The sequence below is a fragment of the Rhizorhabdus wittichii genome, from assembly GCF_017607425.1.
GTDB lineage: Bacteria > Pseudomonadota > Alphaproteobacteria > Sphingomonadales > Sphingomonadaceae > Rhizorhabdus > Rhizorhabdus wittichii.
The window spans coordinates 4730334-4755306 of record NZ_CP059319.1; the positions used below are offsets into that span (position 1 = coordinate 4730334).

20 protein-coding genes and 1 tRNA gene are annotated in these 24973 nt (G+C 68.5%); 9 read left to right on the forward strand and 12 right to left on the reverse strand.

Annotation, left to right across the window (positions count from 1 at the left end; translation table 11 throughout):
• Position 1 precedes the first annotated feature (1 nt).
• From HRJ34_RS22760 to HRJ34_RS22770, 3 genes are all read right to left on the reverse strand, one after another.
• The gene (locus HRJ34_RS22760; RefSeq protein WP_208632473.1) at positions 2-1189 is read right to left on the reverse strand and encodes an amidohydrolase family protein; all 1188 of its coding nucleotides are present in this window, start codon (positions 1187-1189) and stop codon (positions 2-4) included.
• A 100-nt stretch (positions 1190-1289) separates the two neighbouring features.
• Positions 1290-2069, reverse strand: coding sequence for an enoyl-CoA hydratase-related protein (locus tag HRJ34_RS22765; RefSeq protein WP_208632474.1), 780 nt, complete (start codon positions 2067-2069; stop codon positions 1290-1292).
• Complete coding sequence (locus HRJ34_RS22770) at positions 2069-2884, reverse strand: enoyl-CoA hydratase (protein ID WP_226948904.1); 816 nt, start codon at positions 2882-2884, stop codon at positions 2069-2071. The genes HRJ34_RS22765 and HRJ34_RS22770 overlap by 1 nt, the downstream gene beginning before the upstream one ends.
• Before the next feature lie 131 nt (positions 2885-3015).
• On the opposite strand from HRJ34_RS22770, the gene HRJ34_RS22775 reads away from it, so the two are divergent.
• The 3 genes from HRJ34_RS22775 (at position 3016) to folD (ending at position 7521) form a co-directional block, all read left to right on the forward strand.
• Positions 3016-5109 carry an acyl-CoA dehydrogenase gene (locus tag HRJ34_RS22775; RefSeq protein ID WP_208632476.1) on the forward strand — a complete coding sequence of 698 codons (2094 nt, stop codon included), beginning with the start codon at positions 3016-3018 and terminating at the stop codon, positions 5107-5109.
• Positions 5110-5180: 71 nt separating this feature from the next.
• Positions 5181-6599, forward strand: coding sequence for an aldehyde dehydrogenase family protein (locus tag HRJ34_RS22780; RefSeq protein ID WP_208632477.1), 1419 nt, complete (start codon positions 5181-5183; stop codon positions 6597-6599).
• Between the two features lie 28 nt (positions 6600-6627).
• Positions 6628-7521 (forward strand): bifunctional methylenetetrahydrofolate dehydrogenase/methenyltetrahydrofolate cyclohydrolase FolD, encoded by an 894-nt coding sequence (gene folD / locus HRJ34_RS22785; RefSeq protein WP_016745422.1) that lies wholly within the window; start codon positions 6628-6630, stop codon positions 7519-7521.
• Positions 7522-7657: 136 nt separating this feature from the next.
• On the opposite strand, the gene ald is transcribed toward folD, so the two are convergent.
• Entirely contained in the window at positions 7658-8755 is a 1098-nt protein-coding gene (ald, locus tag HRJ34_RS22790; RefSeq protein ID WP_208632478.1) for an alanine dehydrogenase, read from the reverse strand.
• Positions 8756-8890: 135 nt separating this feature from the next.
• On the opposite strand from ald, the gene HRJ34_RS22795 reads away from it, so the two are divergent.
• Positions 8891-9331: an Lrp/AsnC family transcriptional regulator gene (locus HRJ34_RS22795; protein WP_029548708.1), complete on the forward strand. Its 441-nt coding sequence runs from the start codon at positions 8891-8893 to the stop codon at positions 9329-9331.
• A 158-nt stretch (positions 9332-9489) separates the two neighbouring features.
• A complete protein-coding gene (locus tag HRJ34_RS22800; RefSeq protein ID WP_011952898.1) occupies positions 9490-11424 on the forward strand; it encodes a potassium transporter Kup in 1935 nt (644 codons plus the stop codon).
• Between the two features lie 51 nt (positions 11425-11475).
• Here the strand turns inward: HRJ34_RS22800 and HRJ34_RS22805 are convergent, their stop codons facing one another.
• Positions 11476-13821 (reverse strand): TonB-dependent receptor, encoded by a 2346-nt coding sequence (locus tag HRJ34_RS22805; RefSeq protein ID WP_208632479.1) that lies wholly within the window; start codon positions 13819-13821, stop codon positions 11476-11478.
• Positions 13822-13890: 69 nt separating this feature from the next.
• The gene (locus tag HRJ34_RS22810) at positions 13891-15600 is read right to left on the reverse strand and encodes an amidohydrolase (RefSeq protein ID WP_208632480.1); all 1710 of its coding nucleotides are present in this window, start codon (positions 15598-15600) and stop codon (positions 13891-13893) included.
• Between the two features lie 255 nt (positions 15601-15855).
• Here HRJ34_RS22810 and HRJ34_RS22815 point away from each other — a divergent pair, with 255 nt between their 5' ends.
• Entirely contained in the window at positions 15856-16968 is a 1113-nt protein-coding gene (locus tag HRJ34_RS22815) for a helix-turn-helix transcriptional regulator (protein WP_208632481.1), read from the forward strand.
• Between the two features lie 423 nt (positions 16969-17391).
• Here HRJ34_RS22815 and HRJ34_RS22825 read toward each other — a convergent pair whose 3' ends face one another.
• A complete protein-coding gene (locus tag HRJ34_RS22825) occupies positions 17392-17799 on the reverse strand; it encodes a DUF3775 domain-containing protein (RefSeq protein WP_011952893.1) in 408 nt (135 codons plus the stop codon).
• An 82-nt stretch (positions 17800-17881) separates the two neighbouring features.
• Positions 17882-19114 (reverse strand): NAD(P)/FAD-dependent oxidoreductase, encoded by a 1233-nt coding sequence (locus HRJ34_RS22830; protein WP_208632482.1) that lies wholly within the window; start codon positions 19112-19114, stop codon positions 17882-17884.
• Positions 19115-19238: 124 nt separating this feature from the next.
• Between HRJ34_RS22830 and HRJ34_RS22835 the strand changes: the two genes are divergently transcribed.
• Both HRJ34_RS22835 and HRJ34_RS22840 read left to right on the forward strand, forming a co-directional pair.
• Positions 19239-19315: transfer RNA gene (locus tag HRJ34_RS22835), tRNA-Met, on the forward strand.
• Between the two features lie 363 nt (positions 19316-19678).
• A complete protein-coding gene (locus tag HRJ34_RS22840) occupies positions 19679-19891 on the forward strand; it encodes a transposase (RefSeq protein ID WP_226948905.1) in 213 nt (70 codons plus the stop codon).
• Positions 19892-19913: 22 nt separating this feature from the next.
• Here HRJ34_RS22840 and HRJ34_RS22845 read toward each other — a convergent pair whose 3' ends face one another.
• On the reverse strand, positions 19914-21329 hold the full coding sequence (locus HRJ34_RS22845) for an aldehyde dehydrogenase family protein (protein WP_208632483.1): 1416 nt from the start codon (positions 21327-21329) through the stop codon (positions 19914-19916).
• A gap of 102 nt (positions 21330-21431) precedes the next feature.
• On the opposite strand from HRJ34_RS22845, the gene HRJ34_RS22850 reads away from it, so the two are divergent.
• Entirely contained in the window at positions 21432-22340 is a 909-nt protein-coding gene (locus HRJ34_RS22850) for a LysR family transcriptional regulator (RefSeq protein WP_208632484.1), read from the forward strand.
• Positions 22341-22395: 55 nt separating this feature from the next.
• On the opposite strand, the gene HRJ34_RS29665 is transcribed toward HRJ34_RS22850, so the two are convergent.
• From HRJ34_RS29665 to HRJ34_RS22865, 3 genes are all read right to left on the reverse strand, one after another.
• A complete protein-coding gene (locus HRJ34_RS29665) occupies positions 22396-22722 on the reverse strand; it encodes a nuclear transport factor 2 family protein (protein WP_208632485.1) in 327 nt (108 codons plus the stop codon).
• A 205-nt stretch (positions 22723-22927) separates the two neighbouring features.
• Entirely contained in the window at positions 22928-23773 is an 846-nt protein-coding gene (locus tag HRJ34_RS22860) for an FAS1-like dehydratase domain-containing protein (RefSeq protein ID WP_208632486.1), read from the reverse strand.
• Entirely contained in the window at positions 23773-24936 is a 1164-nt protein-coding gene (locus HRJ34_RS22865) for an acyl-CoA dehydrogenase family protein (RefSeq protein WP_208632487.1), read from the reverse strand. Before HRJ34_RS22865 ends, HRJ34_RS22860 begins: the two co-directional genes overlap by 1 nt.
• Between the last annotated feature and the right edge of the window lie 37 nt (positions 24937-24973).

Below are 24973 nucleotides of genomic sequence, written 5' to 3' on the forward strand. Positions count from 1 at the left end.
CTCAGTCCCGCCGCCCTTCGAGCAGGCCTTGCAGGTTGCTGCTCATGATCTGCCGCTTCTGCGCCATGTCGAAGCCGGCCAGTTCCTCGACATAGTCGAGCGGCTCGGCGGTGCCCTCGGGGTGCGGCCAGTCGCTGCCGAACAGGATGCGCGACGTCTCCATGTGCCGCGCCAGCTCGCCGATGTCGTCCTCGACGAAGGGGGCGACGAAGACATGGCGGTGGAACGCCTCGACTGGATCGCGGCCGAAGGTCTGCGGCATCTGGCCATGGACGTAGCGCAGCGTTTCGATCAGCGGACGGACCCAGGCGGCGCCGTTCTCGATGCAGGCGATCCGCACGTCGGGATGCCGGTCGAACACGCCGCCGCAGATCAGCGCCGCGACCGTGTCGGCGATCGCCCGGTCGATGATGCGCAGGCAGTTGACCAGCGGATTGGGCTCGAACGGCAGCCATTCGGTGCCGCCGGTCCACATCGTGATCAGCGTGTCGTAATTGGTGTCGGCGGCGTGGATCGCGACGAAGATCCGCGCCTCCGCGATCCGCGCCCAGAAGGGATCGAACTCGGGCAGGCCCATCGACCGCGACCCGCGATAGCCGGGCACCGGCGCCGGGCGGATGCAGACGCAGCGCGCGCCCTGCGCCAGCAGCCAGTCGAGTTCGGCCAGCGCCCGGTCCATGTCGGCGAGCGAGATGATCGGCACGCCGAACATGCGGCCGTGCCGCGCGAAGCCCCATTCCTCGCTGGTCCACAGGTTGAGCGCGTGGAGCGCGTCGTGGAGCAGGCCATGGTCGTAGGACATGCGGTTCTCGATCGCCGAGAACAGCGTCGGGAAGAACAGCGCGGCATGGACGCCGTGGCGGTCCATCACCGCCAGCCTTTTCTCGCCGCGGCGGAACTCGTCGGGCGGGGTGATCGCCTTGCCCTGGATCTCGCGCAGCGAGCGGCCCTCGGGGTTGCGCGCGCGGTAGAAGTCGAGATGCGCGCCCGGCGCCGCCACCCGCTCGAAGGTCGGGTTGGGGATATATTGGGATATCCTGCCGCCGATCGCGAGCTTCTTGCGGCCGTCGACGGTGACGAACTGGATCTGGTCGCGCCATCTGGCCGGCAGGTGGCGCAGGATCGCGTCCTCGGGCTCGTAGAAATGATTGTCCGCGTCATAGACGGGGAAGGGCAGGGTCTCGGTCATCGTCCACGCTCGTCTGGGGAAATCGCGGCCATGCTGGCGGCCGGCGGGTGCTTGCGGCAAGCCGTGCGGCGGCTTTTCCGAAGGCGCGGAAAGGCGCCGATCACCAGCCCCGGAAGACCGGCGGGCGCCGCTCGGCGAAGGCGAGCCCGGCCTCGCGGCCGTCGTGCGACAGGCTGGCGCGGGCGTTGCCGGGCGCCTCGGCGGCGATGCTCTCCTCGAAGGCCAGCGTCTCGGCGGCGGCGAGATTGCGCTTGATCGCTGCATAGGCGCCGGTCGGCCCCTGTGCCAGCCGCCGGGCGAGCGCCGCCGCCTCGGCGTCGAGCGCTTCGTCCGCGACGACCCGGGTGACGAGGCCGATCGCCAGCGCCCGCGCTGCGTCGATCTTCTCGTCGAGCAGGAACAGCTCGCGCGCCCGCGCCGCGCCGAGCAGCCGGGTGAGCAGATAGGCGCCGCCCGGATCGCCGCAGCGTCCGGCGCTGGCGAAGGCGAGCTTGAAGACGGCGCCGTCGGCGGCGACGCGCAGGTCGCAGGCGGCGGCGAGCAGCAGCCCGCTGCCCGCCGCCGGCCCGCGCACCGCCGCGATGGTCGGCTTGCCCATGTGGCGGAGCAGGGTGAGCGCGCGCGAATCGCGCAGCATGATCGCCGCGACGGTGTCGGGACGGAGGTCGTCGCCGGGCTTGCCGTCGCTGCCCAGGTCATGGCCCGCGCAGAAACCGCGCCCCGCGCCGGTGAGCAGCAGGCAGCGGACGGCGGGATCGATCGCGGCATCGTCGAGCGCGGCGATCAGGTCGGCGAGCAGCGCCGGGGTCAGCGCGTTGAGCCGCTCGGGCCGGTCGAGCGTCAGCGTCCGCACGCCGTCCGCGTCGGCGATGCGCAGCATCAGTCCTTGCCCTTCATGCCGGGCAGGTCGGTCAGGACGAACTGGCCGCCCTGCGCATAGGCCGAGGCATGGCCGAGCTGGTGGATGTCGAAGCAGCTCTGCAGCGCGGCGGTCTGGCCCTGGATGTCGAGCGTCTGGTTGACGGCGCGCTTGGCCATGGCGAGCGCGTGGGGGTGCATCTGGGCGATCTCGGCGGCGAGCGCGCGGGCGGCGGTGTCGAGCTCGGCGCGCGGCACCACCCGGTTGACCATGCCGCGCCGTTCGGCCTCCTGCGCGTCGATCGGCCGGGCGGTGAACAGCATCTCCTTCGCCTTGCGCGCGCCCAGTTCCCAGGTGTGGCCATGATATTCGACCCCGCCGATCCCCATCAGCACCACCGGATCGGAGAAGCGGGCGTCGTCGGCGGCGACGATCAGATCGCACGGCCAGGCGAGCAGCAGCCCGCCGGCGATGCAGGCGCCCTGGACCGCCGCGATCGACGGCTTGGGGATGTCGCGCCAGCGCCGTGAGAAGCCGAGATAGTGGCGCGCCTCCCATTGATGGATGCCGAGCAGGCCGCGCGTCGGGATCGAGGCGGCGATCTGCTGGAAGGGGCCCTTGGCGACCTCTTCCGGGCTGATGTCGTGCCCGGCCGAGAAATGCGGCCCCTCGGCGCGCAGCAGGATCACGCGCACCGCGTCGTCCGCCGCCGCCCGCTCCCAGGCGTCGTTGAGCTCCTCCAGCAATTGCTGGTTCTGCGCGTTGCGCCGGTCGGGCCGGTCGAGCGTGATCGTCGCGATCCGGTCGGCGGCCGCATAGCCGATGAAATTTGCCACTATATGTCCTCCGGCCGGCATCGATGCGCCGCCCGGAGCGGGGCCGCATGGGAGAAGCGGCGGCTTCCGACGGGCCGGAAGCGGCGCGGCGCGGTTTGACAGCCCGCCGCCGCCGCCGCGAAGCCCGGCGCATGAACCTCGACCTCACCGACCAGCAGCGGCTGGTGCGCGACGCCGCCGAACGCTTCTTCGCGGCCGAATGCCCCGCCGATGTGGTGCGCGCGGCCGGCCGCGATGGCTTCTCGGCCGACCTCTGGACCAAGGCGGTCGCGGCCGGCTTCGTCGCGATGCGCGCGCCCGAGGCGGCGGGCGGGGCCGATGCCGACCTGCTGGAGGCAGCGCTGCTCTGCGAGCAGGCGGGACGCCGGCTGGCGCCGATCCCGCTCGCTGACGGCGTGGCAGCCGCGCGGCTGCTTGGGGAGGTCGGCGGGGACCTCGCGTCGCTGAACAAGGAACCGCTGCTGCTCGGCGCGGGCGCGGGGCGGCGGATCGTCGCGGCGGTCGGCGGGCTGGCGATCGTCGGGCCCGATAGCACGTTCGAACCGCTGGCGTCGGGCGAACCGCTGGCGTCGGGCCCGGCGGCGCTCGACCGTCATGCGGCGGCGCTGGCCGAGCGCGACCTGCTGTCGGCGGCCTGGCTGGTCGGCGCGGCGCAGGAGGCGGTGGCGATGGCAGCAGCCTATGCCGCGCAGCGCCGGCAGTTCGGCAAGCCGATCGGCGCGTTCCAGGCAGTCGCGCATCCGCTCGCCAACGCCGCGACCGATCTCGACGCGGGGCGGCTGCTGGTGTGGCGCGCGATCTGGGCGACCGCCGCCCGGCGCGGCGATGCCGGCGCGTCGATCGCGATGGCGCGCTGGTGGGCGGCGACGGCGGCGCGGCGCGCGGCGCGGACGGCGCTGCGCAGCTTCGGCGGCTATGGCCTGTCGCTCGAATCCGACATCCAGCTTTATTTCACCGCGATCAACCGCGCGGCGCTGATCGACGGCGATCCCGACGCGGCGCTCGCCACGGTCGGCGACCGCCTGTGGGCGGGGGCGGCGACCGTGCTCCCCGAGGCGCGCGATCCGGGGATCGACTTCGGTTTCGGCGCGGCGGCCGAGCGCTTCGCCAGCGAGGCGCGGCGTTTCTTCGACGCCGAGCTGACCGACGAACTGCGCGCGACGGCGCATCATTCGACCGACGGCCACGATCCCGCCTTTCACCGCAAGCTAGCGGCGGCGGGGCTCGCCTATCCCGACTGGCCGCGCCGTTGGGGCGGGGCCGAGCGCAGCCCCTATGAGGTTTCGGCGCTAGCCCGCGTGTTCGAGGAATATCGCTGGACCCGGGTGCCGATCGGCATCACCAACATGGGCGCGCGGATGGTGATGCAGTTCGGCTCGTCCGCATTGCAGAAGGAGGTGCTGCCGGGCCTCGCCGAGGGGGCGGCGCTGTCCTGCCTCGGCTTCAGCGAGCCCGATTCGGGATCGGACATTTATGCGGCGCGCACCCGCGCGGTGCGCGACGGGGATGACTGGATCATCGACGGGCAGAAGATGTTCACCACCGGCGCGCACATCGCCGACTATGTGCTGCTGCTCGCGCGCACCGATCCGTCGCAGCCCAAGCATCGCGGGCTGACGATCTTCTTCGTGCCGCTGGCGCTGCCCGGCGTGTCGATCCGGCCGGTCCACACGCTCCAGGACGAGCGCACCAACATCAGCTTCTACGACCAGGTCCGCCTGCCCGACCGCTACCGGCTGGGGCCGGTCGACGGCGGCATGACGGTGATGGCGGCGGCGATGGCGATCGAGCATGGCGGGGAGGGCTATCATGTCCTCCAGCACAGCCTGCTCGACGCCGCGTTGCGCTGGGCACGGACGCCGGGCGAGGGCGGGGCGGCGCCGATCGACGACCGCGCCGTCCGCGCCCGGATCGCGCGCGTCGCGGCGCATGTCGAGCTGGCCGACCTGCTCTGCCGCCGCGCCACCTGGGCGACGGCGACCGGACAGGCGAGCCGCGCGACGGGGCCGATGGCGAAGCTGTTCGCGACCGAGAGCTACATGGCCGACACCGCCGACCTGATGGCGCTGGCCGCCCCCGCCTCGCTCGACCCCGCCACCCCGGCGCTGGTCGAGATCGAGGAGAAGCACCGCCAGGCGATCGGCCAGACCATCTATGGCGGCACCAGCGAGATCCACCGCACCATCATCGCCGAACAGGCGCTCGGCCTGCCGCGATCGGGGTAGGATGTACATTGATCTTGGCGGCGCGGATGACGATATGCGGCACACACCGCCCGATCGCGCGAGGAGCCAAGATGGAACGCCAATATTTCATGCTGGTCGATGGACAGGCCCATCCCGGGGCCACGACCTTCGACGTCGTCAATCCGGCGCTGGGCAAGCCCTTCGCGCGCTGCCCCAAGGCCGATCGCGCGATCCTCGACCAGGCGGTGGCCGCGGCGAAGCGGGCCTTTCCGGGCTGGGCGGCGACCCCGGTCGACGAACGCGCCCGGCTGTTGACCGGCATCGCCGACGCGCTCGCCGAAAAGGTCGACGAATTCGCGGCGGTGCTGACCGCCGAGCAGGGCAAGCCGCTCGACCAGGCAGCGGGCGAGGTCAAGGGCGCGGTCAACGTGCTGCGCACCTTCGCCGGCATGCGGCTGGAACCGAAGGTGCTGCGCGACGACGCGCGCCAGCGGATCGTCGAGCATCGCGTGCCGCTGGGCGTGGTCGCGGGGATCATGCCGTGGAACTTCCCGCTGGTGCTGCTGATCAACAAGCTCGGCCCGGCGCTGATGACCGGCAACACGATGGTCGCCAAGCCCGCGCCGACCACGCCGCTGACCACCCTGATGTTCGGCGAGCTGTGCCGCGACGTGCTGCCGGCCGGCGTGCTCAACATCATCTGCGACGAGAACGACCTGGGCGGGTCGCTGTCCAGCCATCCCGACATCGCCAAGGTCTCGTTCACCGGATCGACCGCGACCGGCAAGAAGGTGCTCGCCTCGACCGCCGAGACGCTGAAGCGCGTGACGCTGGAGCTGGGCGGCAACGACGCGGCGATCGTGCTCGACGACGTCGACACGAAGACGGTCGCCCGCAAGGTGTTCGACGGCGCGATGCGCAACGCCGGGCAGGTCTGCATCGCCACCAAGCGCGCCTATGTGCCCGAGGCGATCTACGACGATTTCTGCGACGAGCTCGGCCGGCTGGCGCGCGAGACGGTGGTCGACGACGGCACCCGCCAGGGCGCCCAGATCGGCCCGGTCCAGAACCGCCAGCAATATGAGAAGCTGACCGCGCTGATCGCCGACGCCGCGCAGAGCGGGACGATCGTCGCCGGCGGCGAGCCGATGGACGGCCCCGGCTATTTCATCCGCCCGACCATCGTCCGCGACATTGCCGAGGATACGCCGCTGGTCCGCGAGGAGCAGTTCGGCCCGGTGCTGCCGGTGCTCAAGTACAGCGACATCGACGAGCTGCTCGAACGGGTCAACGACACCGAATATGGCCTGGGCGGCACGATCTGGGCGAGCGACGTCGATCGCGCGAGCGAACTCGCGCTGCGCGTCCGCACCGGCACGGTGTGGGTGAACCGCCCGCAGGGCGTTGATCCGCGAGTCCCCTTCCGCGGCGCCAAGCAGTCGGGTATCGGCACCGAAATGGGTGAGGCGGGCTTCGAGGAATATACGCAGGGACAGGTCGTCAGCGTATCGCTCGGGGAGCTTGCCTGACCCGGACGCCAACGTTCCGGAGAAGACCATGGCCCCGAGCCACGCCGCGCACGACAGCGCGGCCACAGCGCATCGCATCGACGGGCGGGCGATCGCCCGCTCGCTCGACGAACGGACCGCCGCCGCCGTGCGCGCCATCGTCGCGCGCGACGGGGCGCCGCCGGGGCTGGCGGTGGTGCTGGTCGGCAACGATCCGGCGAGCGAGGTCTATGTCGGCCGCAAGATCGAGGCATGCCGCCGGGTCGGCATCCTGTCGTTCGAGCATCGCCTGCCCGCGCAGACGACGCAGGACGCGCTGCTGACGCTGATCGCCCGGCTCAACGCCGACCCGACGATCCACGGCATCCTGGTGCAGGTGCCGCTGCCGTCGCACATCGACGACGGCATGGTGCTGAGCGCGATCGACCCGGCCAAGGACGTCGACGGCTTCCACCCGGTCAATGTCGGCCGGCTGTCGACCGGCACCGGCGGGCTGGTGCCCTGCACCCCGCTCGGCGTGATGATGCTGCTCGACAGCGTGATCGACGACATGAAGGGCATGGACGCGGTGGTGATCGGCAAGTCGAACATCGTCGGCAAGCCGATCGCGATGCTGCTGCTCGAGCGCGAGGCGACCGTCACCGTCACCCATATCGAGACGCGCGGCCTGCCCGACATCGTCCGCAAGGCCGACATCATCGTCGCGGCGGCGGGCGCCCCCCGGCTGGTCAAGGGCTATTGGGTGAAGGAGGGCGCGGTGATCATCGACGTCGGCATCACCCGGCTGCCCGGCGAGGGCGGCAAGACCCGGCTGGTCGGCGACGTCGCCTATGACGAGGTCCAGCATGCCCGCGCGGTGACGCCGGTGCCCGGCGGCGTCGGCCCGATGACGATCGCCTGCCTGCTCGCCAACACGGTGAAGGCGGCGGAGATGCGCGGCTGACGAAAGCGCACGGCTCTCGGCAAGGGGGCGGGAGAGGGGAGCATGCGGTGGGGGACCGCATGTCGGCCCGGAGTTTGGGGGAAGGCCCTCCCCCTCTCCCTTTTCCTCCCCTCCAGGGGAGGGGGGAGGAAAGCTGTTAGCCCTGGAAGGGCAGATCGAGCGCTTCGGCGACCGCCTTGTGGCGAATTTGCCCGCCCGACACGTTGAGCCCGGCGGCGAGGTGCGGGTCGGCCGCCATCGCCGCCTCCGCGCCGAGGCTCGCCAGCTTCTGGACGAAGGGCAGCGTCGCGTTGTTGAGCGCGAAGGCGGAGGTGCGGGCGACCGCGCCGGGCATGTTCGCGACGCAATAATGGATCACGCCGTCGACCTCGAACACGGGGTCGTCATGGGTGGTCGGGTGGCTCGTCTCGAAGCAGCCGCCCTGGTCGATCGCGATGTCGACGAGCACCGATCCGCGCTTCATCGTCCTGAGCATGTCGCGGGTGACCAGCTTGGGCGCGGCGGCGCCCGGCACCAGCACCGCGCCGATCACCAGATGCGCCCTGGCGACCGCGGCGGCGATCGCCGCCTTGGAGGCGTAGGCGGTCTTGATCTGGCTGCCGAAATGCATGTCGAGCTCGGCGAGGCGATCATTGTTGATGTCGTAGATGGTGACGTCGGCGCGCTGGCCGACCGCCATCTGCGCGGCGTTGATCCCGGCCACGCCGCCGCCGAGGATCGCGACCCGCGCCGGCGCGACGCCGGGCACGCCGCCCAGCAGCACGCCGCGCCCGCCCTGTTCCTTCTCCAGATAATGGGCGCCGACCTGGATCGACATGCGCCCGGCGACCTCCGACATCGGCTTGAGCAGCGGCAGCGCGCCCGAGCGCGAGGTGACCGTCTCATAGGCGATGCAGGTCGCGCCCGACGCCATCAGCCCCTCGGCCTGCGGCTTGTCGGCGGCGAGGTGGAGATAGGTGAACAGGGTGTGGCGCGGTTCGAGCAGCGCGATCTCCGACGGCTGCGGCTCCTTGACCTTGACGATCAGGTCGGCGCCAGCGAACACGGCGGCCGCGTCGGCGACGATAGCGGCACCGGCGTCGCGATAGTCCCGGTCCTCGAAATCGATGCCCAGGCCCGCGCCCGTCTCGACGATCACGGCATGGCCGGCGGCGACGAGATCGGCCACCGAGGCCGGGGTGAGCCCGACGCGATATTCGTGATTCTTGATTTCCCTTGGAACGCCGATCCGCATGATCCATTCCCCTCCGTCGCTGCGTCGCGATCATAACGCTCCGGCGATGGGAAAAGGTTGCGAATTGACGGCGCGGCGACGCAAATCGGAAGAGTGAATTGCGCGCGAGCCGCCACTCGTGCGAGAATCTCCCGCATGGACCGCATCGACAGCAAAATCCTCGTCGAGCTCGCCCGCGACGCGAGCCTCACCAGCGAGCAACTCGGCACCCGCGTCGGGCTGTCGCCGTCGGCGGCGCACCGGCGGGTCAGGGCGCTGGAGCAGGTCGGCATGATCCTCGGCTATGGCGCCCGGCTGTCGCGCCAGGCGCGTGGAAATCCGTCGACCATCTATGTGCAGGTGACGCTGGCCGACCAGCGGCAGGCGACGATGATGGCGTTCGAACAGGCGCTCGAACGCACCCCGCAGGTCAGCGAAGCCTATCTGCTCAGCGGCGAATCGGACTATCTGATCAAGGTCGAGATTCCCGACGACGACAGCTACGAACGGGTTCATCGCGACATATTGTCGGCGCTGCCCGGGGTGCAGCGGCTGGTGACGCAGGTGACGCTGCGCACCGTCATCGCCAAGGAATAGGGGCCCGCGCGATGGCCCGGCCGGGAACCGGGCACGGCCCGTCCCCGGACGATGTTGCGGGGGCATGGAACAAATGCTAGGTGCCCGCCGCTAAGCGCCTGACGGGGGAAGGAGGGCGCGGGAAATGGGCGTGTTCCAGGCATGAAGTCCAGTCTCGCATGAGCAGCGACGCCGCAGCGGTCGCCGACCGGGACGGATCGTCTCCGGGGCATGGCGGCCATGCCCATGGCAGCCTGGGCGCAATGGTGGTGGGCGCGGTCGGGGTCGTCTTCGGCGACATCGGCACCAGCCCGCTCTACGCCTTCCGCGAGACCTTCGCCGGCCATCATCCGCTGCCGCCCGACGAGCTCCACATCCTCGGCGTCCTCAGCCTGATCTTCTGGTCGATGATGCTGGTCGTGACGTTCAAATATGTCGCGATCATCATGCGCGCCGACAACAAGGGCGAGGGCGGCAGCCTGGCGCTGCTCGCGCTGATCAACCGCAAGTCGGAGGGCAAGCGCTGGGGCAAGGGCATCATCCTGCTCGGCGTCTTCGCCACCGCGCTGTTCTACGGCGACAGCATGATCACCCCGGCGATCTCGGTGCTGTCGGCGGTCGAGGGCCTGACCACGGTGGAGGCAGGCTTCGCGCCGATGGTGCTGCCGATCGCGGTCGGCATCCTGATCGCGCTGTTCATGATCCAGTCGCGCGGCACCGCCAAGGTCGGCATGCTGTTCGGCCCGATCATGATGATCTACTTCACGACGCTCGGCGTGCTCGGCACCTGGCACATCATCGGCAACCCGCACGTCCTGATCGCGCTCAACCCCTGGTATGCGGTCCGCTTCTTCATGGAGGAGGGCACGCTCGCCTTCCTCGCCATGGGATCGGTCGTGCTCGCGGTGACGGGGGCCGAGGCGCTCTATGCCGACATGGGGCATTTCGGCCGCCGCCCGATCGGCCTGAGCTGGCTGGTCTTCGTGCTGCCGGCGCTGATGCTCAACTATCTCGGGCAGGGGGCGATGATCCTGTCGCAGGACATGGCGACCGCGCTCAGGACGATCCACAACCCCTTCTTCCTGCTGGCGCCTGAGATGCTGCGCCTGCCGCTCGTCATCCTCGCGACGATGGCGACGGTGATCGCCAGCCAGGCGGTGATCACCGGCGCCTTCTCCGTCACCCAGCAGGCGATCCAGCTCGGCTTCATCCCGCGCCTGCGCATCACCCACACCAGCGCCGGATCGATCGGCCAGATCTACATCCCGGCGATCAACTGGGGCCTGATGGTGATGGTGATCCTGCTGGTCATGTCGTTCCGCACCTCGTCCAACCTCGCCGCCGCCTATGGCATCGCGGTGACCGGGGCGATGGCGATCGACACCTGCCTGATCGCGGTGGTGCTGATCCACCTGTGGGGCTGGAACAAGGCGCTCGCCGCGCCGCTGATCGCGGTGTTCGCGGCGGTCGACATCGCCTATTTCGGCGCCAACCTGACCAAGGTGCCCGACGGCGGCTGGTTCCCGCTGCTGATCGGCTTCATCGCCTTCACCCTGCTCACCACCTGGGGGCGCGGCCGGATGCTGATGATCAACCGGCTGCGCGAGGCAGCGATGCCGGTCAAGGTGTTCGTCCAGTCGGCGGTCAACTCGGCGGTGCGGGTGCCCGGCACGGCGGTGTTCATGACCTCGCAGGCGCAGGGCGTGCCCCACGCGCTGCTCCACAACCTCAAGCACAACAAGGTGCTGCACGAGCGGGTTATCCTGCTGACGGTGAAGATCGCCGACGCGCCCTATGTGCCCGAAAGCCACCGGGTCGACTTCGCCGATCTCGGCCAGGGCTTCTACCGCATCGTCATCAACTACGGCTTCATGGAGGACCCCGACGTGCCGGCGGTGCTGTCGCGGACGCGGACCTGCGGGCCCGAGTTCAAGATGATGGACACCAGCTTCTTCCTCGCCCGGCAGACGCTGCTGCCCTCCGAGCGGCCGGCGATGGCGATCTGGCGCGAGAAGCTGTTCGCCTGGATGCTGCGCAACGCCGAGAGCGCGATGGAATTCTTCAAGCTGCCGACCAACCGCGTCGTCGAGCTCGGCAGCCAGGTCGAGATATAAAGAAAGGCCGCGGCGGGACGGTTCCCGCCGCGGCCTCCTTTCGTCGATCGATCAGAAGCGATAGCCGATCGTCGCGCCGAAGGTGCGCGGGCGGACGATGTGCGACTTGTAGATCGTCGCATTGTTGTTGTCGCGGGCGCGACGGCCCTGCCAGACGGCCTGATCGAGCAGGTTGTTGACGAACAGCGACATGTCGATGCCGTCGATCCGGTGGCCGATCCGCATCGACAGCGCCTTGAGCGCCGGCGCGTTGTCGAGGGTCGGGTCCGAGCCGCCGTTGCGCGGATCGATCCCCGGCGTCGGGTCCGACTGGTGCGAGCGATAGTCGAAGTCGGCGCGGACATAGGAGTCGTGGTGCTCCCGCAGCGACAGTTCGTACTGGCCGTGGACCGACACCGTCCACGGCGGCGCGACGACATGGTCGCCCTTGGTCACCAGCGGCCGGGCCGCCAGCGGACCCCCGAAGAAGGTCTTGAGGAATTTGGCGTTGGTGTAGCCGATCTCGGCCTGAAAGGTGAAATCGTCGGTCAGGCGGTAATCGAGCTGGAAATCGAAGCCGCGGCTCCGGGCGGTGCCGAGGTTTCCGGTGAACTGGAAGCCGCAGCCGCCGAGGCTGACGACCTGCTGGATGTTCTTCCAGTCGATCTGGTAGACGCTGCCCTGCGCGCTGAAGCGGCCGGTGCGGGTCTTGAGGCCGAGCTCGTAGCTCCACACCGAATCCGAGTCATAGGTCTGCGGCCGCCCGTTCGGATAGCCGAGCGGATCGAGGTCGCTGGCCTGGCAGGGGACGCCGACCTGCGGGTTGTAGCCGCCCGGACGGAAGCCCTTCGAGGCCGAGGCGTAGACCAGCGTGCCCGGCGTCACCTGGAACTCGGCGCCGAACTTGGGCGTGAAGGGCTTCTCCTTCTGGCGGCCGAGGTCGGTCACCGAGGGACCGACCACGGGGCCCTGCGCGAAGGAGTTGATGGTGAACCTGGTCTGGCCGTAGCGCAGGCCCACCGTCAGCGTCAGCCGGTCGACCGGCTTGAAGTTGACCTGGCCGAAGGCCGCGATCTGCTCGTCCTTCGACTTGGCGAACTGGTCGTAGACGAGACGCCCGTCGATCAGCGGCGGCAGGACCGGGGCCAGGAACGGCGCATATTTGAAGAAGGAGGGATCGTCGACCTGCTGGAACGAAGTCTGCTTGGCCTTCTGGTAGAAGCCGCCGACCTGCCAGGTGAGCATCGCGTCGCGGTCCGACGAGGCGAGGCGCAGCTCGCCGGTGGTGATCTTCTGCGTGTTCTTCAGCGCGGTGACGGCGCGCTGGTCGGGGAACAGCGGCAGCGAGATGCCGGTGAAGATGCTCTGGGCGAAGATCGTATAGTCGGAGGCGAGCGTCTGCCTGCGATCGAAATAGGAGGCGATCGCGGTCAGGTCGACCGGCCCCAGCCCGTATTGGACGTTGAGCGTCGGCAGGTAGAAGCGGTCGCGGGTCCATTCCTGGACGCGGTTGCCGTTGAGGAAGCGGCCATCGTCATAATCGGAGAAGGGCGCGTCCGGCACGGTGAAGTCGGCGCGGACATTGTCCCAGGTCGCCGGACTGTCGTTGGTATAGACCTTCTGATAGGTGAAGGACGGGGTGATCCTCAGCTCGGGAACCGGTTCCCAGGCGAAGGCGATCTTGCCGACATAGCTGTCCTGATAATTGCTGTCGTCGGCGACGACGCCCTTGTTCTCGAAGCGGACGCGGTCGATCCAGCCGCCGTCGCGGCGGTAATAGCCGCTGACGCGAACGCCCAGCTTGTCCTGGATCAGCGGCACGCCGAGGGCGAGACCGGCCTCGTAGCTCGGGCCGCCATCCTCGGTCATCGCGAACTCGGTGCGCGCATAGCCCGACGACCTGGTCGTGCTCGGCTGGGGCGAGATGAAGCGGATCGTGCCGCCCTCCGATCCCGCGCCGAACAGCGTGCCCTGCGGACCGCGCAGAACCTCGACGCGCTCCAGGTCGAAGATCACCGGATAGGTGTTGCCGCCGCTGAACCCCAGTGACCGGAACTGGATCGGCGTGTCGTCGATATAGACGCCGGTGGTGGCGGCGCCGGCGGTCGACTTGATGCCGCGGATCGAGATGTTGGTGGTGATGCTGGTCGCTTCGAACACGACGCCCGGCGTCTGGCGGATGACGTCGGCGAAGCTGCGGACGCCGCGATTGTCGAGCTTCTCCTGCGAGAAGGCGCTGACGCTCAGCGGCACCTTGCTCAGCGATTCGGACTGGCGGGTCGCGGTGACGACGATGTCGCCGCCATATTGGCCTTCCCCGGCCGGCTGGTCCGACTGGGCGAAGGCGGCAGCCGGCAGCATCAGCGCCGCGACGGCGACCGACGATCGCGCCCGGCGGCGCAAGGCATGTCTCTTCATTGGAATTCCCCTTTTTTCCCTGTGGATGGTCGCCCCGGCCGATCGCGGCCGGCCGGGACGATGTCGGGCTTATTGGCGCGTGTAGCGCTCTTTCCCCGAGATGATGGTGCGCAGCACCCTGGTGTTGTGGATGTCGGTCGCCGGTATCGCGAAGATGTCGCGATCGATGACGATGAGGTCGGCGCGCTTGCCGCGCTCGATGCTGCCCGCCTGGTCCTCGATGCCGAGCTGGCGGGCGGCGGCGCGGGTGAACAGGTCGACCGCCTGCGCCACGCTGATCCGCTCCTGCGGCGAGATCGGATCGCCGACGCCGCCCGGCGCCTGGCGGGTCACCAGCGTCTCCATGGCGAGCCACGGATCGGCTGCCGGCACGACCGGCCAGTCGGAGCCGACCGTCACCGGCACGGCGGCGTCGAGCGCGCTCTTCACCGGGCTGAAATGCTCCATCCGCGTGGGGCCGACCGCCTTGATGACGTCCTTGATCACCGAATTGGGGAACCAGACATAGGGCGAGAATTCGAAGGTCGCGCCGATCGCCCCGGCCCGGGCGAAATCCGCCGGCAGGACGAAGTTCGCATGCGCGATCTCGTGCCGCATGCCGGCGATGCCGTTGGCCTTGCGCGCCGCCTCGATCCCGTCGAGCGCGGCATGGACGGCGGCGTCGCCGGTCGCGTGGAGCTTCACGGTCAGCCCGGCGGCGTCATAGCGGGTGATCTTGGCGGAGATCTGGTCGGGCGCGACGAGCAGCAGGCCCTTGCGCCGCGCGGGATCGGTCACGCCGGCGGTGTCGGCATAATCGTCGTGCATCGCCGCCGTGTGCGCATCGGTGGGCACGCCGTCGAGCATCATCTTGACGCAGGCCATCTCCAGCCCCGGCCGCGCATAGAGGTTGCGCGACGCGATCAGCGCCTGGTCGGGCTCCCACATGCAGGTGCGGACATGCTGGTAGAGCTCCCCCGCGTCGGCGAGCGCGGCATAGGCCCTGGCCGAGGGCGTGGTGAGCAGCGCGTCCTCATAGCTGGTGATGCCCAGCGACAGCATCGTCCGGGTCGCCGAGCGGAGCGCGTCGACCATCGCCGGCGTATCGGGCTGCGGCACCTTTTCGAGCAGCTTCATTGCGGCATGCTCGCGCAGGATGCCGGTCGGGTTGCCGGCCTTGTCCTTCTCGATGATGCCGCCGTCCGGATTGGGCGTGTCGCGGGTGATCCCGCCGGCCGCGAGCGCGGCGCTGTTGACCCAGGCGCTGTGCAGGCTGACGTCGCGGAGCAGCACCGGATTGTTCGGCGCTATCCGGTCGAGCAGCGCGCGATGGGGAGCGGACGTGCCGAACGAGGCCCCGTCCCATTGCCCGCCGACGATCCAGCTTCCGGGCTTGGCGCGGGCGACGCAGGCCTTCACGGTCTCGATGATCTCGGCGGGCCTGGAGCCCTGCTTGAAGCGGCAATTGGCGGCATCGAGGCCGGCGCTCACCGCGTGGACGTGCATGTCGACCAGGCCGGGCAGCACGGTGGCGCCGCCGAGGTCGACGACATGGGTCTTCGGCGTCCGATAGGCGGCAAGCTCCTGCTCGGAGCCGACCGCGACGATCGTCTCCCCCGCGACGGCGAGGCCGGTCTTCCAGCCGTCGGGCGTGCGGACCCTGGCGTTGACGTACATCGTGTCGGCCGCGACCGGCGCGGGCTCGGCGGCGGCGCCTTCGAGCTGGGCCCGTGCGGGCGAGAGGAGGAAGGTTCCGGCCAGCAGGGCCAGCATCGTCATGGTCCGCGTCGTCTTGTGCATCGGTCGGGCGCCTCTTTCGGTTCGAGTGGCCGGCGCGCCGCCTGCGCGCCGCGCTCCGTCGAGCCGCGCCGAACCAGCGATCGTCGCCTTTTCCTTGGTCTTCCGCCGATGGTGATACGCCGCTGCCGGAAACGCGGCATCGCCCAAACGCGGTATGAAAATGCCCCGTTGCAAAAAAATTGAATTTTCACTTATTTTCCCTGCGACGAGCAGGGCGAGGGCGCGGACGGCACATCACATCAGGGGGGCGCTGCGATGGACGATCACGGCATTTTGGCGAACCTGTACGGCGCGAGCCAGGATCGCCGCCGGCTGACGGCGGCACTGGGCGCGATCCGGGACGTCACCGGCGCGCGGACCGTGACCCTGCAATGGTTCCGGCGCACCGACGAGCGGCTGCGGACGACCGGGTTCGAGACCTGCCTGTCGGTGCCGTTCATATCGTCCAAGGGCGGCTGGGCCGATTTCCAGAACCCCCGCATGCTCGCGCTGGTCAATCCGCCGAGCGACGGGATCAGCTTCTTCGAGGATTCGGCCTGCCCCGATTTCCTGCAGCCCGACCTGCGACGCTGGCAGGCGCGCTTCATTCCCTTCGGGATCGGCCGCTTCCTGGGCGCGCGGGTCAACCTCCGTCCCGATCGCGAAGTCGGCCTCGCGCTCCATGCCCGGCATGGCGGGCCCGACCTGCCGTCCGACGCCCGCGACCTGCTCGCCGGGCTGATGCCCCATGTGCGCGAGGCGCTGCGGCTGATCGAGCAGGCCGAGGAGAAGGAGTCGGGCGCGCGGGTGATGGCGAACACCCTCGCGCTGCTCGAACAGCCGGTCGCCGTGGTGCGGACCGACGGCGAGATCGTCTATGCCAATGAGGCGGCGCGGCGATTGCTGGCCGAGGCGGGGCTGCTGTCCGCGCGGGGGCCGGCCGCCGCCGAGGGCGAGCGGAAGATCGCGGCGCTGGTCGGCCATCTGCTCGATCCGAAGGCGGCGCCGCACGGATGCCGCTTCACCGCGGGCGGGCGCACGCTGTTCGTCCAGCGGGCCTGGCTGGAGGGAGCCGGGGAGGCGGACGGCGGCGGGGACGGCGGGGACAGGCTGATGATGCTGGCCTTCAACGACCATGGGAAGGCGGTCGACATCTGTCCCGATCGCCTGCGGACCTGCTTCGACATCACCCGGTCGGAGGCGGAGCTGCTCGCGGCGCTCTGCGCGGGCAGCGACATCGCCGCCTTCGCCGCCCGGCGCAGGGTGTCGATCCACACCGCGCGCACTCAGCTCAAGCAGCTCATGGCCAAGACCGACGTGCGCCGTCAGGCCGACCTGGTGCGGATGGCGCTGGCCACGCCGGTGGCGTCGCTGCGCCGCACCCACTGACGACGGCGGGCGCCATGCCGCCGGTCGACCCCGCGCGTCGGTTCGTCGGCCGGCGGGCGGTTGGTGGCCGCGCGTCGCCGATCGGTCGAAAGCCGCGCGCCATGGGACGGCGGCGCCCCTAGGTCGATCCCATCAACCATCATGGGGAATGGGATTTGACCGAGAAGCTGATCGACCTCGACGAACTCGCCGTCCGGCTGGCGGCGGAGAATGGCCAGGCCTGGGACAAGCTGTGCGATTTCCCCGGCTATGGCCGCAACATGTGACGCGAGGAGGCCCGGCTCGAACTGCTCAGGGCGATGCCCGACGCGGTGGTCGAGCTGTTGCCGGCGCTGTGGAACGGCCGCGACGCCGGCTATGTCGCGCGGGTGCCCGCAGGGGAGAAGGCGGGGGCGGGCCGATAGCCGCGACCCGCCATCGGCCTCAGTCGATCTGCCCGATCCCGTCGCAGCTGAGATCGAAGGCGGTCAGCCCTGCCTCCAGATAGGCGGCGAGCATCGGCATATCGAGCAACTGCTCGACCATCGTCTCCGCATCGTCCTCATTGGCCGCCTCGAGCGCCTCGTCCCATTCGCTGGCGTCATAGGTGCCGCGCCCGACCAGCGCGAGCGCCAGCACGTCGGCGACCTCGTCGTCGGCGAGGTCCTCCAGCAGGGTGCGGACCTCGTCCTCGATCGCCTCGTTGGCCTCGTCCTCCAGCACCGCCATCGGGTCGTCGCTGTCGGTCGGGTCCTCCTCGTCGTCATTCTCGATCGCGGGGACCTGCGCCTCCAGTTCGCGCGCCCGCACGATCAGTCGACATACCGTGTCGAGCGAAACCGTCAGTTCCATCGTCCCATCCTCGTCGCCAGCCGGCATGGCAGGTTTTTCCAACGTGGACGCGATGCTACGGTTCCCGCTCCCCGGCCGGCTTTCAGGCAGGGAGCAGGGTCTTCAATGGAATCTCGGGGTTGGCGAGGCTGGCCTTGTCGGGGGAGACCCCGCCCGTGACCAGCGCCTTGCCCTGCACATAGTCCTTCACCGCGTTGACGCAGTCGAGCGCCAGCACCCGGCCGTTCTTCAGATAGACGACCGAGAAGCTGCGATTCGCGGGATCGCCGCGCACGATCGTCTCGTCATAGCCGATCGACAGGCCCATCGTCTGGAGCCGCAGGTCATACTGGTTCGACCAGAACCAGGGCACCGCATGATAGGCGTCGGTGCCGCCCAGGATGTGCTTGGCGGCGGTGGTCGCCTGGTCGTTGGCGTTCTGCACCGATTCGAGGCGGATGCGCGCGCCCTCGGCGAACGCATTGGCGTGCATCGCGCAATCGCCGATCGCATAGATGTCGGGCAGGCTGGTGCGGCAATATTCGTCGACGTCGACGCCGTTGCCGCCGGCCGCGCCGGCCGCGATCAGCGGCTCGACCGCCGGAATGATGCCGATGCCGACGATCACCATGTCGGCGGGGATGACGCTGCCGTCGTGCATCTGGACGCCGGTGACGCGGTCCTGGTCGTCGCCGACGATGCAGTCGACCTTGGCGCCGAGCTGCACGTCGACGCCATGGGCGCGGTGCTCGGCCTCGTAGAAGCGCGACAGCGCCTCGCCGGCGACGCGGGCGAGGACGCGGTCGAGCGCCTCGAGCACGGTCACCTTCTTGCCGGCCTTGGAGAGGACGGCGGCGGCTTCGAGGCCGATATAGCCGCCGCCGATCACGACGACGCTGGTGGTGCGCTCCATCTCGCCCAGCATGCGGTCGGCATCCTCGCGGGTGCGGACGCCGTGGACGCCGGACAGGTGATGGCCCGAGCAGGCCAGCTTGCGCGGCGCGCCGCCGGTCGCCCAGACCAGCTTGCCATAGCCGATGGTCGACCCGTCGGTCAGGGTGACGCTGTGGCCGGCCGGATCGACCGAGGCCACGCGCTTGCCGAGCAGCATGTCGACGTTGCGCTCCGCCCAGAAGCTGGCGGGGCGGATGAGGATGCGGTCGAAGCTCTTCTCGCCCGAGAAATATTCCTTGGAGAGCGGCGGGCGTTCATAGGGCAGCTCGGGTTCGTCGCCGACGATGGCGATCGTGCCTTCGAACTTGTTCTGCCGAAGCGCCACCGCCGCCTGTGCGCCGCCATGGCCGGCACCCACGATCAGAACGTCATACTGGGCCAATTCCGAATCTCCCGGCTTTCTCTATGCTCTGGCGCTCTACTATCGTGCGATCCGCCAATGTCCAGTTGACCGCGCTCGACACCCCGCTTATAGGCCCGCTCCACCGCATCGGCGGACGCCTTGGGGCGGAGTAGCTCAGCTGGTTAGAGCAGCGGAATCATAATCCGCGTGTCGGGGGTTCAAGTCCCTCCTCCGCTACCAGGGCCGAAATCCTGTTAAATCACGCAATTTTGCTGCTTTTCTGCGGCTTTTTGCGATGAAGTGGTCGTCGGAATGGCGTGCCGATTGGGCAATTCAGTTCGACAAAGATGGTCATTTTTGGCCATGATTCGACGCCCATTGTGCCGGATTCTGTACCGTGGCTTTGTCGCCTCGCAGTGTCGAGGTTCCCCGTGGCAACCGTTCAATCCTTCGCCCCCTCTAGAGCGGTTCACGATCCGATAGCATCGGATCGGCCGCTCTAGGTTATTGTTTTACCGTGATTTCCAAGCCGGCAGATGTTTCCATCTGCCTAGAAATCGCTCTAGCATCGATGCGCTTCAATCGAGCAAGCGCGTCGATCCGTTGACGCCCGGACTGTTTGTCGAGGTTAGCCTCGAGGAGGTACGGATCGTCACGGGCTGGTGGCATGAGCATTATAACCGAGCGCGTCCGCACAGCAGCCTGGGCCATCGCCCGCCGGTGCCGGAAACAATCACGATGCCGGCCTGGCGGCTCGGCTCCGCTTCACTCTACCTCCCGCCCAGGCTGGCATCGCAGGCGAGCGAGCTTCATTGATACCCGCTCGCCGGATGCGTGGTCAGAGTATGATCGCACGGGGCTCAAGGAACGCTTCGAGCCCGAATGCGCCGAACTCTCGTCCGATCCCCGACTGCTTGAACCCGCCGAACGGCGCGAGCGGCTCATGCGGCGCGGCGTTGATCGCGACGCGGCCGGCATCGATCTGCCTGGCGACGCGCTTCGCCCGCTCCAGGTCAGACGACAGGACATAGGCCGCCAGCCCATAATCGGTGTCGTTGGCGATCGCGATTGCTTCGGCCTCGTCGCGATAGGGGATCACGCAGAGGACGGGGCCGAAGATCTCCTCACGCGCGATCCGCATCCGATTGGTGACGCCCGCGAACACCGTCGGTCGGACGAACCAGCCGCGATCGAGATGATCGGGTCGCCCTTCTCCACCGGTGAGTAAGGTCGCGCCTTCCTCCCGCCCCAGCCGGATATAGGATTGGACGCGGTCCCATTGCCTCTCGCTGACCATGGGGCCGATGTCGCTCGCTGGATTGGTGGCGGGGCCGACCTTGAGCGCCTCCACCGCCGCCTTCAGTCGCGCAAGGATTTCATCGAGCCGGCTCTCCGGCGCGAGGATACGGGTGCCGTCGATGCACGCCTGTCCGCTGTTAGCGAGACCATTCATCAGCGCCTGCGGGATCGCGGCATCGAGGTCGGCGTCATCGAGGATGATCGTCGGGCTCTTGCCGCCCAACTCCAAAGTCACGCGCTTGATGCCCTGCGCACCCGCGGCCATGATCGCACGGCCGATGGCGGTGGAACCGGTGAAGCTGATCTTGGCGATGTCCGGATGCGCGCTGAGCGCCGCGCCCGCCACCGTGCCGGTGCCGTTGACGATATTCAACACACCGCGCGGCAGCCCAGCTTCATGGAGGCATTCGGTGAGCAATTGCGTCTGGAGCGCGCTCATCTCCGACGGCTTGATGACGATCGTGGTGCCGGCGGCGATTGCGGTGGCGAGCTTGGAGCAGATGAAGCCGTAATTGCTGTTCCAGGGCGTGATCGCAGCGGCGACGCCGGAGGTGCGCATCTCCACTTCGGCGCGGCCTATTGTGCGGCGGAACGGGTAGCTCTCCAGCACCTCAGCCATCTCCAGGAACACCGAAGCTGCATGCGGCACCGAGAAGCCGATGAACGCGGCGGGCGCGCCATATTCCTCGATCATCGTCGCGACGAGATCATCGGCGCGCGGGGTGACGGCCTCGGAAAGCCGCTTCAACATCGCGATACGCTCGGCCTCGGATGTGCGCGACATTGCCGGAAAAGCACGCTTCGCGGCGGCGACGGCGGCATTCACGTCGTGGGCGTCGCCGAGGCGGACGGTGCCGATCCGCTCTTCCGTGGCGGGGTTGAACAAAGGCGCATGTTCCTCGCCGTGCGGGGTGACGAAGGCGCCGTCGATATAGATCGTGTCGATAGTAAGCATGGGACTGACTCCGCTTCATGGTGGGCGGACTCCCATATGACGCACGACTATTGATCTGATAATAAGGCCAAATCTGTACAGTCTGATGAGGAATATCGCGCAATGGCTAGAGCCAGCCTGATCGAATTGGAAGCGGTCGCAGCCGTCGCGCGCGTGGGCGGGTTCCGCGCGGCGGCGCGTGAGCTTGGCCAGTCATCTTCCGCAGTCAGCCACGCCATCGCGGCGCTGGAGGAAAGGCTTGGCGTACGCCTGTTCAACCGGACGACGCGCAGCGTGTCGCTTTCGCCCGAGGGCGAGCGGTTCGTCGCCGAAATTGGGCCAGCATTGGTGGCAATCGACGGTGCGATCGAAAATGCCGGCGAGCATAGTGCGGAGCCTTCGGGCACGCTGCGCATCAACACCTCACTCGGCGCCGCGCGAATGTTCCTGACCTCGTTGTTTCTCGAATATGCCCGTCTGTATCCGCGCGTGGAACTGGAGATTGTCACCGAAGGCGCGCTGATCGATGTGACGGGCCAAGGGTTCGATGCCGGCATACGGCTTGCCGAAGCGGTCCCCCCGGACATGATCGCAGTGCCGATCTTGCGCCAAATTCGTTCTCTGGTGGTCGGCGCGCCCGCCTATTTCGAGGCCTGGGGCGTGCCGGCCGTGCCGACTGACCTCCATCGCCACCGCTGCATCCGCGCGCGCATGGCGAGCGGCAAGCTCTACCGCTGGGAATTCGAGCGCCGGGGCGAGGCTGTCCTGATCGATGTGCCCGGCATGCTGACGCTCGACGAAAGCGGCCTGATGATGGATGCGGCGCTGTCCGGAGCCGGCCTCGCCTACATCGCCGAATTGGCAGTCGAAGAGCATATCGCCAACGGCAGACTGAGGGCCGTGCTGGAGGATTGGACGCCGCCCTACCAGGGGCCATGCCTCTACTTCGCCAGCAGGCGGCATATTCCATCGCGGCTCCGGGTGCTGATCGACCTCATCCGATCACGACCTTTGGAGCGTAAAATAGTTTGAGAGCGAACGATAACCGATCGTTCCACCCGAAACGATTCCAACGTTTCCGCCCCTTTTATCGATCGAAGGCGAAGAGCGCGTAGGAGGGATCGTCGCGGTCGCGGTGGCCCCAGCTCCGCAAGCGTTCCTCCGCCAGGTCATGCACCTCGTCGAGATCGCAGACGAAGTGGCGGTGATCGACCGCCCATCGGCCAGCGCGGCACGACCAGCGGTCGAGATGGCGGCCAAGGACGGTTGCCTGCCTCCGAACGCCGTCCTGCTCAAAGCGCAGCGTCGCGGTGACATAAGCTTCGCTCGCCGCGTGATCGCCGTCGATCCGGATCAGGATGTTGGTGATCTGCTGCGAATGGCCAGTTTGGCGCGGTGGCTGCCCTCGGCACAATCGATGAAGCGATGACCGGTGCCCCGGAAGATCGGTCGATAGTCGGCGAGCCCGTCCGCGTGCCAGACACTGCGGCCCAGTTCGCCGTCGATCCGGTCGACCATATCCAAAGGGCGTGGCGATGGAAGGGATTGCTCTCTGCCCGGAAAATGGGTTCTTCCGGAAAGGTGGGCGGGCCTCCCTGATCGCGGCGGGATTCCTCGGCTCAGCCGGCGATCTCCGCCTCGGCGGTCATGGCGATCCCGGCCGGCCCGATCGCGCGCAGCGCAACATGGTTGCCATTCCGCTTCAAGCCCAAGGTCAGGGGCTCGCCGTCGAACAGCGGCGATTGCGCGCGGAAGCCGTAGCGCACGATCCGGCTGGCAGGTTCTTGTCGCAGCAGATGGTCGATCAGCAGCGTGGCCAGCAACGGCCCCTGCACGACCAGGCCGGGATAGCCCTCTTCGTTGCGGGCATAGTCGCGGTCATAGTGGATGCGGTGGCCGTTGAAGGTCAGTGCCGAATAGCGGAACAGAAGCACCGCGTCGGGCACCAGCGTCCGCATCACCGGATCGGTCTCGCCCGGATCGGCCGCGCGCCGCGCCTGCGACAGGCCCGGTGGCGGCGCCTCGCGATAGACGATGTCCTGATCCTCGACGATCGCGGGCGCGCTGGCGCCGTCGACGGCGATCTCGTGCCTGACCGTCACGAACAGCATCGCTCCCGACTGTCCTGTCTTGGGTGTCGCTGCGACAAGGGTGGAGGTGCGGGTGATGCTCGCGCCGATCGGGACGTCCGAACGGAATTCGATCCGGCTGCCCGCCCACATCCGGCGGGGAAAGTCGACGTTGGGCAGCAGCCCGGTGTCGGTGCGGCGCGGATGGCCGTCCGGGCCGATCGCGCCCTGCGGCGCATCGGGCAGGAAGCACAGCCAGTGCGCCAGCGGCGGGGCGATGCCCGGCGTCCAGGGGGGCGAGGCATGATCGAGCGTCGCGGCGAGCCGCGCGATGCGTGCCGGATCGACCAGATCGTGCAGGACCTCCCGCCGTCCGACGAAGCTCTGCGGGTCCATCAGAAGCTCTTGGGCAGGCCCAGCACATGGGTCGCGACATGGCTGAGGATCAGGTTCGTGCTGATCGGCGCGACCTGGTAGAGCCGGGTCTCGCGGAACTTGCGCTCGATGTCATATTCCTCGGCAAAGCCGAAACCACCATGGGTCTGGATGCACATGTCGGCGGCATACCAGCTCGCTTCGGACGCCAGCATCTTCGCCATGTTCGCCTCCGTGCCGCAGGACAGCCCTTCGTCGAACATGCGGGCCGCCTTGTCCACCATCTCTGCCGCGGCGGAAAGCTGGACATGGGCGCGGGCGATCGGGAACTGGACGCCCTGGTTCTCGGCGATCGGCCGACCGAACACCGAACGGTCCTTCGCATAGGCGGTGGCGCGATCGATGAAGAAGCGGCCGTCGCCGATGCACTCGGACGCGATCAGCACGCGCTCGGCGTTCATCCCCGACAGGATGTAGCGGAAGCCCTTGCCCTCCTCGCCGACGAGATTCTCGGCGGGCACTTCGAGATCGTCGAAGAACAGCTCGGTCGTCGCATGGTTGAGCATGGTGCGGATCGGGCGGATCGTCAGGCCCTTGCCGACCGCCTCGCGCATGTCGACGAGCAGCACGCTCATCCCGTCGGACGGCTTGGCGCACTCCTCGCGCGGGGTGGTACGGCACAGCAGCACCATCAGGTCCGAATGCTCGGCGCGGCTGATCCAGATCTTCTGACCGTTGACGACATATTTGTCGCCGACGCGCTTCGCGAAGGTGCGGATGCGGGTGGTGTCGGTGCCCGCCGTCGGCTCGGTCACGCCGAATGCCTGGAGGCGGATCTCGCCCGATGCGACCTTGGGCAGATATTTCCGCTTCTGCTCAGCCGATCCGTGCTTCAGCACGGTCCCCATCGTGTACATCTGGGCGTGGCAGGCGCCGCCGTTGCAGCCCGAGCGATGGATTTCCTCCAGCACCGCCGTCGCGGCGCTCAGGCCTAGTCCCGACCCGCCGAATGCTTCTGGAATGAGCACCGACAGGAAGCCCGCATCGGTCAGCGCGCGGACGAAATCGGTGGGATAGGCGCGGTCGCGGTCGAGCCGCTGCCAATAATCGCCGGGAAAGTCCGCGCAGAGCCGGCGGACGGCCTCTCGGATTTCGGGATAGCTCTGGTCCTGGGCGCCGATCATCGCAATCTCCTTCGCGACATGCGGGCTGACATGTCGG

Bases quoted from the DNA above. Each gene is read 5' to 3' on its own strand.
- HRJ34_RS22760 (WP_208632473.1), bottom strand. From the start codon at position 1,189: ATGACCGAGACCCTGCCCTTCCCCGTCTATGACGCGGACAATCATTTC.
- HRJ34_RS22765 (WP_208632474.1), bottom strand. From the start codon at position 2,069: ATGCTGCGCATCGCCGACGCGGACGGCGTGCGGACGCTGACGCTCGAC.
- HRJ34_RS22775 (WP_208632476.1), top strand. From the start codon at position 3,016: ATGAACCTCGACCTCACCGACCAGCAGCGGCTGGTGCGCGACGCCGCC.
- HRJ34_RS22780 (WP_208632477.1), top strand. From the start codon at position 5,181: ATGGAACGCCAATATTTCATGCTGGTCGATGGACAGGCCCATCCCGGG.
- folD (WP_016745422.1), top strand. From the start codon at position 6,628: ATGGCCCCGAGCCACGCCGCGCACGACAGCGCGGCCACAGCGCATCGC.
- ald (WP_208632478.1), bottom strand. From the start codon at position 8,755: ATGCGGATCGGCGTTCCAAGGGAAATCAAGAATCACGAATATCGCGTC.
- HRJ34_RS22795 (WP_029548708.1), top strand. From the start codon at position 8,891: ATGGACCGCATCGACAGCAAAATCCTCGTCGAGCTCGCCCGCGACGCG.
- HRJ34_RS22800 (WP_011952898.1), top strand. From the start codon at position 9,490: ATGAGCAGCGACGCCGCAGCGGTCGCCGACCGGGACGGATCGTCTCCG.
- HRJ34_RS22805 (WP_208632479.1), bottom strand. From the start codon at position 13,821: ATGAAGAGACATGCCTTGCGCCGCCGGGCGCGATCGTCGGTCGCCGTC.
- HRJ34_RS22810 (WP_208632480.1), bottom strand. From the start codon at position 15,600: ATGCACAAGACGACGCGGACCATGACGATGCTGGCCCTGCTGGCCGGA.
- HRJ34_RS22815 (WP_208632481.1), top strand. From the start codon at position 15,856: ATGGACGATCACGGCATTTTGGCGAACCTGTACGGCGCGAGCCAGGAT.
- HRJ34_RS22825 (WP_011952893.1), bottom strand. From the start codon at position 17,799: ATGGAACTGACGGTTTCGCTCGACACGGTATGTCGACTGATCGTGCGG.
- HRJ34_RS22845 (WP_208632483.1), bottom strand. From the start codon at position 21,329: ATGCTTACTATCGACACGATCTATATCGACGGCGCCTTCGTCACCCCG.
- HRJ34_RS22850 (WP_208632484.1), top strand. From the start codon at position 21,432: ATGGCTAGAGCCAGCCTGATCGAATTGGAAGCGGTCGCAGCCGTCGCG.
- HRJ34_RS22860 (WP_208632486.1), bottom strand. From the start codon at position 23,773: ATGGACCCGCAGAGCTTCGTCGGACGGCGGGAGGTCCTGCACGATCTG.
- HRJ34_RS22865 (WP_208632487.1), bottom strand. From the start codon at position 24,936: ATGATCGGCGCCCAGGACCAGAGCTATCCCGAAATCCGAGAGGCCGTC.